General features: G+C 54.8%; 15 protein-coding genes. 7 read left to right on the forward strand and 8 right to left on the reverse strand.

Annotation, left to right across the window (positions count from 1 at the left end; translation table 11 throughout):
* Window positions 1–2 precede the first annotated feature (2 nt).
* From WNY39_RS16565 to WNY39_RS16585, 5 genes are all read right to left on the reverse strand, one after another.
* Window positions 3–1,409: an FAD-binding oxidoreductase gene (locus WNY39_RS16565; protein ID WP_342847318.1), complete on the reverse strand. Its 1,407-nt coding sequence runs from the start codon at window positions 1,407–1,409 to the stop codon at window positions 3–5.
* Window positions 1,406–2,686 (reverse strand): cytosine deaminase, encoded by a 1,281-nt coding sequence (locus WNY39_RS16570; RefSeq protein ID WP_342847320.1) that lies wholly within the window; start codon window positions 2,684–2,686, stop codon window positions 1,406–1,408. The genes WNY39_RS16565 and WNY39_RS16570 overlap by 4 nt, the downstream gene beginning before the upstream one ends.
* Window positions 2,686–3,537, reverse strand: coding sequence for an ABC transporter permease (locus WNY39_RS16575; RefSeq protein WP_342847322.1), 852 nt, complete (start codon window positions 3,535–3,537; stop codon window positions 2,686–2,688). Before WNY39_RS16575 ends, WNY39_RS16570 begins: the two co-directional genes overlap by 1 nt.
* The gene (locus WNY39_RS16580) at window positions 3,534–4,340 is read right to left on the reverse strand and encodes an ABC transporter ATP-binding protein (RefSeq protein ID WP_342847324.1); all 807 of its coding nucleotides are present in this window, start codon (window positions 4,338–4,340) and stop codon (window positions 3,534–3,536) included. The genes WNY39_RS16575 and WNY39_RS16580 overlap by 4 nt, the downstream gene beginning before the upstream one ends.
* A 66-nt stretch (window positions 4,341–4,406) precedes the next feature.
* Window positions 4,407–5,402: an ABC transporter substrate-binding protein gene (locus WNY39_RS16585; RefSeq protein ID WP_341235684.1), complete on the reverse strand. Its 996-nt coding sequence runs from the start codon at window positions 5,400–5,402 to the stop codon at window positions 4,407–4,409.
* A 250-nt stretch (window positions 5,403–5,652) separates the two neighbouring features.
* Between WNY39_RS16585 and WNY39_RS16590 the strand changes: the two genes are divergently transcribed.
* The 3 genes from WNY39_RS16590 (at window position 5,653) to WNY39_RS16600 (ending at window position 7,383) form a co-directional block, all read left to right on the forward strand.
* Window positions 5,653–6,048 (forward strand): RidA family protein, encoded by a 396-nt coding sequence (locus WNY39_RS16590; RefSeq protein ID WP_342847327.1) that lies wholly within the window; start codon window positions 5,653–5,655, stop codon window positions 6,046–6,048.
* Between the two features lie 154 nt (window positions 6,049–6,202).
* A complete protein-coding gene (locus tag WNY39_RS16595) occupies window positions 6,203–6,673 on the forward strand; it encodes a MarR family transcriptional regulator (RefSeq protein ID WP_342847329.1) in 471 nt (156 codons plus the stop codon).
* Window positions 6,670–7,383, forward strand: coding sequence for a deiodinase-like protein (locus WNY39_RS16600; protein ID WP_342847331.1), 714 nt, complete (start codon window positions 6,670–6,672; stop codon window positions 7,381–7,383). Before WNY39_RS16595 ends, WNY39_RS16600 begins: the two co-directional genes overlap by 4 nt.
* Before the next feature lie 47 nt (window positions 7,384–7,430).
* Here WNY39_RS16600 and WNY39_RS16605 read toward each other — a convergent pair whose 3' ends face one another.
* Complete coding sequence (locus tag WNY39_RS16605) at window positions 7,431–7,895, reverse strand: SRPBCC domain-containing protein (protein WP_342847333.1); 465 nt, start codon at window positions 7,893–7,895, stop codon at window positions 7,431–7,433.
* Window positions 7,896–8,003: 108 nt separating this feature from the next.
* On the opposite strand from WNY39_RS16605, the gene WNY39_RS16610 reads away from it, so the two are divergent.
* Window positions 8,004–8,324: a helix-turn-helix domain-containing protein gene (locus tag WNY39_RS16610; RefSeq protein ID WP_342847335.1), complete on the forward strand. Its 321-nt coding sequence runs from the start codon at window positions 8,004–8,006 to the stop codon at window positions 8,322–8,324.
* 129 nt (window positions 8,325–8,453) lie between these two features.
* Here WNY39_RS16610 and WNY39_RS16615 read toward each other — a convergent pair whose 3' ends face one another.
* Window positions 8,454–8,600, reverse strand: a complete 147-nt coding sequence (locus WNY39_RS16615; RefSeq protein WP_342847337.1) for a hypothetical protein — start codon at window positions 8,598–8,600, stop codon at window positions 8,454–8,456.
* Window positions 8,601–8,653: 53 nt separating this feature from the next.
* A complete protein-coding gene (locus WNY39_RS16620; protein ID WP_342847339.1) occupies window positions 8,654–9,421 on the reverse strand; it encodes a class I SAM-dependent methyltransferase in 768 nt (255 codons plus the stop codon).
* Between the two features lie 122 nt (window positions 9,422–9,543).
* On the opposite strand from WNY39_RS16620, the gene WNY39_RS16625 reads away from it, so the two are divergent.
* The 3 genes from WNY39_RS16625 to WNY39_RS16635 are packed head-to-tail and all read left to right on the forward strand — an operon-like array spanning window position 9,544 to window position 12,572.
* Complete coding sequence (locus tag WNY39_RS16625) at window positions 9,544–10,680, forward strand: ABC transporter substrate-binding protein (RefSeq protein WP_342847341.1); 1,137 nt, start codon at window positions 9,544–9,546, stop codon at window positions 10,678–10,680.
* 60 nt (window positions 10,681–10,740) lie between these two features.
* Window positions 10,741–11,808 (forward strand): iron ABC transporter permease, encoded by a 1,068-nt coding sequence (locus tag WNY39_RS16630; RefSeq protein WP_342847343.1) that lies wholly within the window; start codon window positions 10,741–10,743, stop codon window positions 11,806–11,808.
* Window positions 11,802–12,572, forward strand: coding sequence for an ABC transporter ATP-binding protein (locus WNY39_RS16635; RefSeq protein ID WP_342847345.1), 771 nt, complete (start codon window positions 11,802–11,804; stop codon window positions 12,570–12,572). Before WNY39_RS16630 ends, WNY39_RS16635 begins: the two co-directional genes overlap by 7 nt.
* The last annotated feature ends 30 nt before the right edge of the window (window positions 12,573–12,602 follow it).

The raw sequence follows: 12,602 nt of genomic DNA on the forward strand, positions 1-12,602 counted from the left end.
CGTCATTCGACGGCCTCGGGCTTGGCGCGGATGTTTTTGTACGAATACATATCAGCGTAATCGAAATCCGGTTCGTCCCACGCAATCATCTTGCCAGGATTAAGAAGCCCCTTGGGGTCGGATTCGCGTTTGAAATCAAGCTGGCGCATATCCGTGGATTGCCGCCCGCCCTCTTCAAGCGTGTAGCGGTGTGGGTTGAAGATCATGCAATCCATGGCTTCATGCTCTGCGACCAACTGATCAAGCGCATCTTTGTCCATCGGTTCCACAATTGGCAGCCCGGCAAACGAAATGCCCGCACCGTCGCGCATCACCTCAAGGTGCATATGTAGCTTGCCCTTAAACGTCTCGTAGGCGGCCATGACTTTTTCAATGTCGCTACCATAGCGGACCTGCAAATAGGTCAGGCCCTTGTTGAACTTCATTGCCCGCAATGTCGTGTGGTTCCAGCCGAATTCATACATAGGACCGGGATGGCGGTCCCATGTGACGTCGTCAGAACGATAGATCACATTGCCACCTGCAAAGCGTTCGAGCAAAGTCACCAACCCATCCATATTGTGAGGCGCGACCATCAGCCCGACGAGGTGGTCGTCTTCGGTGACATGGGGTTTGACCCGTTGAAAGTAAGCATGTGCAATGGGTGCCGCGTAAACTGACGCGAGCTTAACCAAAATTCCGGGCTCGGCGGTGGCGGCACCTGCAAACTCTGTCGCCGCGCGGAAAGTATCGAACCGCACGAACAATTCCGTCCAGTCGTAGGCAGGGGCTAAGGGCAGTTCCAATTCAGTGATGATGCCGTTGGTGCCATAAGCATGAGACACCCGGTGGAGCTCTTCGCCCGTGAATTCCAGAACCCGTGGTTCAGCCTCCATCGTGACGACGCGCAGGCGCTTGATGTTGCCGATATCGCGCAAGGCACCCCAAGCAGCAGAACCGCACCCCCCCGAACCGCCAGCGATAAATCCACCGATGGTCGCCTGCGAATAGGTTGATGGATACATGCGCAATTCTTGGCCGCTCTTTTCCTTTAACTCGTCGTCGAGTTCTTTGATCACTGCGCCGGGTTCCACCACGACGTAGCCCGCGCCGATTTCCTTGACCTTGTTCATTTTGGCGACATGGATCACGCAGCCCCCCGCAAGCGGCATGGCTTGGCCGTAGTTGCCTGTGCCACCCCCGCGCATGGTCACGGGGACATCGTGGGCGTAGCAGACACGCAAAATCTCGATGATCTCGTCTTCGGATTTTGCATTGATCACAAAGTCAGCTTCAAGGTGATCCATCGCATCCTTCAAAACCGGGGAATACCAAAAGAAATCACGCGACTTGTTCCGCACGGTAGCAGGGTTTTGCTCCATATCCAGATGGGACAGTTCGGCTTTTGCATCGGCGATATTGGGGGTCATGGCTTGCTCACAATCATGTCGAGTTCTGTATAGGACGGTAGGGTGCGGTCGATCGGATCCCCGTTTCGCAACACGATGCGATCCGACTGAGGACGAGAGAAAAACTCCGTCCATGTGCGTGCACTGCACAGGATCAGATCGGCGGGTGTGCCCGCGTTCAGGCTTGGTGCTTCGAAACTGCAGGCACGTGCCGGGTTGGTGACAAAAGACGTGGGCCAGTCGGTTAACCCGTGATCTAGGTGGCAAATCCGCGTGGCTTCGCGCATGACCTCGATCATGTCGAGATCACCATAGGCATAGAACGGGTCGCGGGTGTTGTCTGAAGCAAACGAGACGTTGACGCCTGCCGCCTTTAATTCATGCGCCATTGTGACACCGCGCCAACGTGGTGTGCGGCCGGCTTCGCGGTCTTGCAGGTACATGTTGCACATCGGCAGGGATACGACATGCAACCCTGCCTTGGCGACGAGCGCAATGATCTCGGCAGCGACGTCATCAGGCATCACAGAAATCGAACAGCAATGCCCCACGGTGACCTTGTTTTTGAACCCAAGCCCAAGCACCGTTTCAGCGATTGTGCGCAGGGTGTCTGAAGTCGGGTCGTTGGTTTCGTCCACGTGAAAATCCACGTCGAGGCCATATTTTTGCGCGAAGTGGAAGAAGTCGTTAAGGCGGTCTTGCAGGTCGGGCACCGGATAGGTCACTGCGCCTAGGACATTGCCCGTATCTGCGACAATTTTGGCAACCTCGGGAAAGATGTCCTTGTCGCGGAACACACGGTCAATGGCGACCAGACAGGACGCCTGCAATGCGACCTTGCCGGCCCATTTTTTCTGTAGTTTCGCCACCACGCCAAAGGATGACACTGCAAGGTCGTCGGCGCTGTCGATATGGGTGCGAATGGCCTTGGTGCCGTGGGCATAGGCACACCGCAAGCCGAAATCCATCCGTGCCTCTACGTCTGCCGCCGTCCAGTTCGCATGGTCTTCGCGTACTGTCGTCAACGCCCCCATGAACGATCCGTCAGGGTTGGACGCGCGCGGCCAGATATGCCCTTTGTCCAGATGCGTGTGCATATCGACAAAGCATGGCAAGGCCATTGCGCCGTTCATTTCGATTACAGTTTCGGCCGGTTGCCCAGCGTCCGTTGATGTAATCATACCATCTTTGATGGTGAGGTCAGTGGTTATTAGATCACCGCTTTGACCGATAAGACAGGCCGGTATGGTGACATTTCGAAGTGTCTTCGCGCCGCTGGGCAAAACGCAAAATTCCATTAATTCTCCCGTTTGATGGCACTTTCATGCCATTTGTGCAAAAGCGCGTGGCTAAGTAGTGAGGCCAGTGTGAAAATCACGACCCCGGTGACGGCGATCAATAAAAGCGCCGCGAACATGCGTGGAATATTTAGGCGATACCCCGCTTCAAGGATGCGGAACGCAAGGCCTGAACCGATGCCGCCGGTTCCGGCGACATATTCTGCCACAACCGCACCAATCAGCGACAGCCCGCCTGCAATCCGTAGCCCGCCAAGGAAGTAAGGCAGGGCCGTTGGCAATTGCAGAAACCTCAGGCGTTGCCAGCGTGTCGCACCGTAAATTTTATAAAGGTCGCGCAGGTTGTGATCGGTGGAATTAAGGCCAAGCGTCGTGTTGGAAAGGATCGGAAAGAACGCCACGATCCACGCACACAAAAGCAGTCCGGCAAGGCGGTTGTCGACGTAGATAAAGATCAGCGGCGCAATCGCGACGACAGGCGTTACCTGCAAAATCACCGCAAAGGGATAAAATGCCATTTCAAAATAACGCGACTGCGTGAACAGAACCGCAAGCCCGACACCACCAACAACAGCAACGCCAAGTGCCATAAGCGTGATTTTGAGCGTCACCCAAAGTGCATCTGACAACATCGCCCAATCTTCGATGAGGGTCTGCATCACCAGATCGGGGCGCGGCAGAATATAGTGGGGAATGTCGTTCCATACGACAATTCGGTCCCAAAAAAAGATCGCCAGAAACAGCATAATCGCGGGCAAGGCCCATTTTGCGATGTTTTCACGCTGTTTGGCCCGAGCGTATTGCTGTTCTTCAAGATCCACAATGGGGGGCTGCATATCTGACACGCTCATGCTGATGCCCTTTCGCCATGTTGGTTCATCGCGCCATGCAACGCACCGGATGCTTTGCGGCACAGGTCCGCATAATCAGCAGAGGTGCGGAATTCTTCGGTGCGCGGGTATGGCGCATCGACGGTGACTTCGGCGGACACCCGACCGGGTCGCGCTGCCATCACGACGATACGATCCGACAGAAAGACCGATTCAAACACAGAATGGGTGACAAAAATGACGGTGCATTTGAGCTTGTCGCGCAGCATCAGCAAATCATTGTTGAGCTTGTGACGAGTGATTTCATCAAGTGCTGCAAAGGGTTCGTCCATGAGGATCAGCCGCGGCTGCGTTACCAGCGCGCGGGCAATCGAAACCCGCATTTTCATACCGCCCGATAATTCACGGGGATAGGACTTCTGAAAATGCTCGAGCCCCACCATTTTAAGCGCCCACATAATATCACCGCGCACATCGTCCATGGATTTGCCGCGCAAGCGATGCGGCAGCCAAACGTTTTGTTCAACGGTCGCCCAAGGCATCAGCGTGGGTTCTTGAAACACAACGCCAAGATCGCCTTCGTTCAACCCGCCGTTCCATGTGATCTGCCCCGACGTCTGGCGCATCAAGCCCGCAATCAGGCGCAAAGCGGTGGATTTCCCGCAACCCGATGGTCCAAGCAATGATATGAAATCTCCTTGGTTTACGGTCAGGTTCAGGTCCTTGAGAGCCTCGACATTGCCATTAAAAACCTTGTCGACATTGGACATCTGCAACAGCTCGTCACGCTGCCCCATGGGTGGAATTGAAGAGGTATTGGACATTTCATGCTTTCTTGAGCAGTGACAGGGGCGAAGGATGTCGCCCCTGTCAGTCAATTCGGACGTGGATTAACGAAGGTCCATTCCAACCTTCGCGTTGACGAATTGAGTGTTATAGGCGGACGAATAATCCAGATCGCCTTCGATGACGCCGGCCTCGACCATCTTGCCGTAGAAGTCGCCGATCTTCTCATCCGTCATCGCCCCGATCCCAAGTTCTAGCGCGTCCCCACTGTCGACGATGCCTTCTGAGAGCATCTTTGAAATGGCGAAGTCGATCTTGTCCTGTGTCATGTCAGGGTTGGCGGCGGTGATCATCGCGTCGGCTGCGGAATGATCGTTGTACAGGTAATTGTACCAACCCTTGATCGACCCATCGACAAAGCACGCAACCTGTTCGGGGTGTTCGGCGATGGTATCGGCCATCGTTTCAACCGTCGTCGCGTAGGTGGAGTATCCGGCATCCGCGATCAAGAAGATGTCGGGCACGAAACCGGCTTCCTTTTCGATCACATAAGGTTCGGAAGACAGGTAGCCCTGCATCCCCATCCCTTTATCGGCGACGAATGGCGCGGGGTTAAAAGTATAGGGTTGGCGTTGTTCAACGGTGAAACCGTATTCCGCCATCATCCACTGGTAGTAAGATGCAAACCCGTTGTCGCCGATCAACAACGTCAAATCCTTGAGGTCTGCGAATGTTTTCGCCTGACCTGGATGGGAAATGATAACCTGCGGGTGTTTCTGGAATGTCGCCATAACAGCCACGACAGGAATACCTTCTTTGGCGGCCGTAAAGGCCTGCAACAGATCGCCACCCATGTGATAATCAATGCGCCCCGCCAACATGAGCGCGCGGTTATTCACCTGCGGGCCACCGGGCACGATTGTGACGTCCAGACCGCATTCCGCATAGGTGCCATCTGCTACGGATTGATAAAACCCGCCGTGCTCGGCTTGCGCCAACCAGTTGGTGCCGAATGAAACAGGCGTAAGGTCTTGGGCCATCGCGGTGCTTGCGGTCACGGCGGCCAGCGTTGCGAAGGCAACGGATTGCTTAAGGGTCATAATAGTCTCCTAGGGTGAATTCCGAAGACGACGTTAGTGTGTTGTCCGCATGGGAAGCACAGAGGGATCGACAGGTTTCATAAAGTCGTGAGCCTTTTGGGTTAAATTTTACGCGTTGCCTGCCGAGCCGCCCAAGTAATGGGCAAAAACAACTTAACTCCGCTCTGTTTTAGGCGCGCGCTATACGTGTGTTAGCCATTTATGGCATCACGTGACGACTCAAAATTGGCGCGAAAAGGCATTCCCAACCATGACCACAGCCCTTAATCCGACCAGCATCGCGCCGCCGTTTGGCGATTATAGCCACGGAATCAAAAGCGGCCCTGTGTCCTGTTTCGTCGTCACTTCAGGGCAGCTTGGGCTTGCCCCTGATGGAAGCTGTTCTGCGGACGTGCGCAAGCAGGCTGAACAGTGCTTTGCCAACATCGACGCGATCCTGCACGAGGCGGGCTGTGGCCGCGCTGATATTGTCCGGCTCAGCGCCTTTGTCACCGACCGCGCATTTTTCGCCGACTATATGGCTGTGCGTGATGAATGGCTGGCCGATGTCGCGATCCGCCCTGCCTCCACCCTGCTTATCGTAAGCGGCTTCACCCGCGAAGAGTTCAAGGTCGAAATCGAAGCGACGGCCATAAAGAGAGATTGATCTGGCATTGCCGTCTCGTAAGTCACTATTGATGGCAGTGGTTACAATCGGATTGTCGCCACGCGGCAAGGAAAGCAGAACTCGGACAGCAGATCCCCATCATGACTGATGTCAAAACTTTACTTGCATCAAACAATAGTTGTATAATACAATTATGTTTGATTATGAAGAAATCCCCCTGCATTGGGTGAACCGTCTCGGCTTTCTGACTCGCAAGAAGCTAAGTGCGTTGTTTGGCAAGGCTGGCCACACCGTCGGCCCAGAAGAGTGGGCTATTCTGCTGGTTCTTTGGCAAAAAGGCCCCCAGAGCCCGAGCGCATTGGCTGATGTTACGTTCAAAGACAGAACGACAGTCACGCGCTTGATCGACGCGATGGTGCGCAAAAAGCTTGTCACGCGGACCGAGGACCCGGTGGATCGACGAAGGAGTGTGGTCACCCTTAGCGCACTTGGTTCAAGCCTCGAAGCCAAGTTGGTGCCAACTGCCCAAAAGCTTATCAAGCAAGCGCTAAACGGAATTTCCCCCGCAGACATCGAAATCACAACACGCACCTTACGGATCATGACAGAGAACCTATCCGTCGCGCCGAAAAGTGCTTTGAAGGAAAAGGAAGACGGCAAATGACCAACTATAACTATGACGAGTTCTCGACCGGAGACTATGATTTCGATACGGCGTTCGGCCCTGATGTCGGCGACAAAGCCCCTGACTTTGCGCTAACAACAGCAAGCGGCGAAACCAAGAACCTGCTTGATTTTTCGGGCGCATTCTTGGTGCTGGAAATGGGAAGCATCACCTGCCCTTTATACCAAAGCAGGCGCGGCATCATGGAGACACTGACCCACATAGACGGAGCCAGCTCTGCCGTGCTTTATGTAAGAGAAGCCCATCCCGGAGCCAACATCCAAAGCCATAAGAGCTTTGAAGACAAAAAGGCCTGTGCCACGCGTCTGACCACCGAAGACGGCGAGAGCAGAACCGTTTTTGTAGACGGGCTGGAAGGCAAAGCGCACGCGGCCTATGGCAGCATGCCGAACGCTGTCTTTATCATCAACAAAAACGGATGCGTCGTATATCGCGCCGAGTGGAACAACCCGTCGGCGACGCGCAAGGCGTTGATCGCCCTGCTTGCTGGGCACGCTGTCACTGCAAAGCCTTACTTTCGGCCAGCACTTCCCACGACAGTTTTGAGGACACTGGGCAACGCTGGCAAAGGGTCTGCCGCTGACTTTTTCAAAGGGTTACCGTTCTTGATTTGGACGAACATCATCAAGCGAAATCTGAGATTGTTCTTTGGTCGCGCTAAAACCGGTTCAGGGCGCACAACTTGCTAAGCGCCCAATCTGCATGATGCTGCACTTCGCTCGAATGTCCGCTAGGTTTAGACATGCGGGCTTGGTTCCTCGCCACACAAGAACGACTTCAGGCTGTTCTTGAAGAAATGGTTCCAGCCATCAAGGCAAATCTCCCAACAGTTCAGCGTCGGTGTCAATCCATCATGGGTCATCTTGATCTCGGTCCTGTCTCCAACCGTTTTGAACTCCCAGATAATCTTTGTTCCCAGCCACTCTTGATCGATCTCTTCTGGTTGGCCTTCGACTTTATGATGCGCGTCTGTGCACATCATCTCGATGCGGTTGGGACTTTCGAAAGATGTGGCCTCGAACGTCCAAAACCCATAATCGGGCGGGAAACGCACAGTCACTTTGTCACCAACCCTGTCCAGTCGGCCTTCGGTGAATCGGGTCCACCACTTGTCCATTTGTGTCGTAACGGCCTGGAAACACGCTTCTTGAGGTGCAGACACTTCAATGACTTCTTCATAATTTTTTGACGGTTCGACCACGCTAGGCTCCATTTTGCTGGGTTGATCTAGACTTACTCAACGCATTCGGTTTGAAAAGTAGGCAGTATTTTGATACTTAAGTATCAAACGATACTAATGGAGCTTCAATTGCACGACAAATCCAGTTCGAACCTTTGTCCCGCACCACTTGTCTTCGCGATGATCGGTGGAAAATGGAAGCTGTCGATACTGCAGATACTCATCTTTGATGGGACAAAGAGGTTTGGAGAGCTGCGGAAAGCGATCCCTGAAATCACACAGACGATGCTGACAAAGCAACTACGGGATCTTGAGCGCGACGGTCTCGTTGAAAGAGTGGTCTATGCCGAGGTGCCGCCAAAAGTTGAATACAGCGCCACTGAAGACGGCGTTGGGCTGATGCCCGCATTCAAGGAAATGCACACATGGTGGGAAACACGAGAGCGTTAATCAAAGGTCCCAAAAATACAGCGGTATCGCTGCGAAATATGGTCAGAGATTGAAGAAACCTACCGAAAGCAGATCTTGCCGAAGCCATCCTAAATGGCAGGTTTGTCCGCATAACAGCATTGATGCAACTTAATGCCCCCGGGGGGCCAACGCATCGAGCAGTTCTGGCCAGCGCGGCCCACCTACCAGGTCCAGCACAATGTCGAAGGTGTCTTTAGGAATTGCATCGTTTCGGTCCATCACCGCATCGGCCCCGAGCGTTTTCAGCGTGTCCATTTTGGCCGGGCTCGTGGATGCGGTGCCATGCGTAGCGCGCTGCTTTTGATGTTTTATTCAGGTATTTTGGGCTTGGTCGCGCAAATTGCATAGCGATGTTCGGATCGCCGCAGAAGTGATTTTCGCCAGTCGAAATGTGTGGCCTGTGCGCGATGGATCGGTGCAAGCCGTTTATCGATAGTTATCTCGTCGTATCCACTGGAAGATAGCAATGCAGCCACTTGATCGGCCCGCGCGCCACCGCTGAAATGCACCCTGGCGAGGATATCCTTGTGGCGCTTGGCATTAGCAGCGGAAATTGCACCGTGTGATCCAGTTGGCACCATCCGCTGAAATATCCGGCCCAGCAGACTGCGGGAAACAAAATCGCCATCCACAATCAGCAGTTTCCCTTCCGGCTTGAGCACACGAAACCACTCAGCAAAGGCGGCCATCGGGTCCACCAAGGTCCAGACCAGATGGCGTGTAACGATTACATCCATGCTTGCCGAGGGCAACGTCGTGCGCTCTGCATCGGCCTGTATAAATGTCACGCCCGGCAGTTTTACACGCGCGCGTTCCAGCATCGGTTCCGCCCAATCAAGGCCCGTCACAGCAAAACCCAGCCGCTGGCACAAACGCGAGATTTCCCCTGTGCCTGATGCAAGATCAAGGAGCGCGCGCCCGTCCCCATCGCCAAGCTGAAGCCGAAAGAGAGCCTCCCATGCCGCCATTTCGGCACCGTCATCAATGCGATGGCCGGGGTCATCGTCAAAAGTGGCCGCGCGATCTGACCAATAGTCGCGGATATCGTCGCGCAAATCTCGGTTGGTAGATGTCATGATGTTGCTCTGGTGCTGTTATCGCTGTTTCATTTAGTCGAGTAAAACTGTCAACTTGTTAATTGACTAGAACAGTCGGAAATACTAGGCGGTTTGAAGAGATTATTCTTCAGGAGCTTTACATGACCCTTCGTCCTCTTCTCTGCGCCAGTGCGCTGAGTCTTTTCGCAGCCAGCCTTGTGCAAGCCGATCCCATCACCCTGACCGACATCGCCGGTCGCGAGGTTACGGTCGACGCACCGGTCGAGCGCGTTATTCTGGGCGAGGGTCGGCAGGTCTTCTTTACCGCCGTTTTGGATAACGAAAACCCCTTCAACCGCGTAGTTGGCTGGCGCGACGATCTCCGCCAGGCCTCGCCGGAAAGCTATGATATTTACGCAGAGAAATTTCCGCAACTGAAGGATATCGAGACTTTTGGCGGGTTCAAGGACGGGTCTTTTGATATCGAGCAAGCGGTGTCGTTGAACCCCGATGTATTGATCATGAACCTTGAATCAAAGGCCGCGACGGACGAAGCAGGATACGAGGCCAAGTTGGCCAAGGTCGGCATCCCCATCGTATATGTAGATTTTCGTGAAAAGCCGTTCGAGAACACCACACAGTCGATGAATATCGTCGGCAAGCTCTTTGGCGAGGAAGATAAAGCCGCTGAATTCCAGGCCTTCTACGAAGAACAGCTTGCGCGCGTCACCGACGTTATCGCAGCACAGACGGATCTGAACCGTCCGTTGGTCTTCGTCGAGCGTGCCGGTGGTTATTCCGAGGATTGCTGCATGTCCTTTGGTAACGGCAACTTTGGCCGTTTCGTCGAACTTGCTGGGGGCACCAACATGGGGTCAGAATTTATTCCCGGCACCTTTGGCACAGTGAACGCCGAGCAAGTTATCGCGTCGGACCCGGATCAGATCGTGGTTACGGGCGGCAATTGGGACGCTTATGTGCCCGGCGGCGCATGGATTGGCATGGGGCCTGGCTCGGACATGGCCGAAGCAGATCGGAAACTTGCAGCCCTGATGGAGCGGCCCGCGTATACAGGCGTGAAAGCAGTAAATAACGGTCAAGTACACGGCATTTGGCACCAATTTTACAACTCGCCCTACAGCTTCATCGCGGTACAAAGGTTGGCAACATGGCTTCACCCCGACCTGTTCCCCGATCTGGACCCCGAAGCGACGCTGAAAGAGCTGCATACCCGCTTTTTGCCGGTGGATTACAGCCCAGGCTATTGGGTTTCTCTTGGTGACACAGCCAACAACTAAGTCTGTTTTCATCTAAACTGGGCGGCCCGTAATGGGCCGCCGAATACCATTGGATACACGATGACAACCGCCGAATTAGATCCATCAGAATCCGCAAGCGTACAAAGTTACCGCGGGCTGGTGGCCCGACGCATCGCGATCCTTGGCGGATTGACCGTGGCGCTGGTGTTGTCGGTGGCGGTGGACGTATCACTGGGGCCTGCGCGCTATGCCGTATGGGACGTCCTGAAAACACTTTTTGCGCCGGGCACCGCAGACTTGCAGATACGGGTCGTCGTCTGGGATATCCGGATGCCGATGGCATTGCTTGCTGTTACAGTTGGGGCAAGCCTGTCGTTAGCCGGCGCGCAGATGCAGACGATTTTGGCAAACCCGCTGGCGAGTCCCTTTACCTTGGGCCTTTCGGCAGCTGCAAGTTTCGGGGCGGCCTTGGCGATGGTACTGGGCGTTTCTTTGTTTCCCGGCGCCATTTCTTTAATGGTACCGATCAATGCTTTTGCCATGGCTATGGCAGCGTCTCTTTTGATTTTTGGCCTGTCGACGCTTAGGGGCGTGACGGTGGAAACGATCGTATTATTGGGCATCGCGTTGGTGTTTTCCTTTAATGCAGCGCTGGCCTTGCTTCAATATTTTGCCTCCGAACAAGCACTTTCGGCAGTCGTTTTCTGGACTATGGGAAGCCTGTCCAAGGCCACATGGGGCAAGGTCGCAGTCACAGCGATCATTCTGGCGATCTGCACGCCGCTGTTTGCCCGACGCGCTTGGGCGCTAACGGCAATACGGCTTGGCGAAGTTCGGGCCTCGGCTATGGGGGTACCCGTGAAACGACTGCGTCTTGAGGCCTTGGTGTTGGTCTCGGTTCTTGCCGCGGTGCCAATCAGTTTTGTCGGCACGATCGGATTCATCGGCATCGTCGGGCCCCATGTGGCGCGGCTGCTTTTGGGCGAGGATCAACGGTTTTTCCTGCCCGGTTCGATGCTGTCCGGCGCAGTGATCCTTTCAGCCACCTCAGTTCTGTCCAAGGCAATCCTGCCCGGCGCCGTGCTTCCTATCGGAATTATCACCGCCCTTGTAGGCGTGCCGTTCTTCGCGGCGTTGATCCTGACGAAGGGACGCAAATCATGGTAAGCCTGACCCTAGACAAGGTTGGCGCGCGCTATGGCCGGCGCCAAATCCTTTTTGATGCCTCCGCAAGTTTGCAAGGCGGTATGTTGACGGCGTTGGTGGGGGCGAATGCGGCCGGAAAATCCACCCTATTTCGCCGCATCACCGGACATTTACGTGGTGCGGGTGCCGTTCGATTAGAAGGGGCCCATACCCATGACCTGCGGTATATGCCCCAAGATACCGGCATGACCGCCGCGCTAACGGTCTATGAATCTATCATACTATCCCTGAAGCAGGGCGGCGGTGGCTGGCGGTTGAGCACTGAAGAACTGCGCGCCGTTGACGAAACCGTGCACCGCTTCAACATCACGCATTTGGTGGATCAACAACTGTCGGAGCTTTCCGGCGGGCAGCGGCAGGCGGTTTCAATTGCACAGACGCTCGTGAGCCGTCCAAAAGTCGTTCTCATGGACGAGCCGACCTCAGCGCTGGATCTCAACCGCCAGTACGAAGTGTTAGAGTCATTGCGTCTTTATGCCGAGGAAACGCAAGCGGTGTTGATCTTGGCTATGCACGATTTGAACCAGGTGATGCGCTGCTGCTCTACGACCATAGCACTGGCCGAAGGGCGCACCCTTGCCTGCGGTCCCACCCTCGACGTTTTGACCCCTGCCCTGATCCGTCGCCTTTATGGTATTGAAAGCCGGGTCGAACGTTGCTCACGCGGGAACCCTGTTATGATCGTGGACGGACCTGCTGCGCAGGACATGCGCGGCGCACGGTAGGTTCGAGCCGTCCACATTCAATCATACGCC

This window comes from Sulfitobacter sp. AS59, from assembly GCF_038899995.1.
Classification (GTDB): Bacteria; Pseudomonadota; Alphaproteobacteria; order Rhodobacterales; family Rhodobacteraceae; genus Sulfitobacter.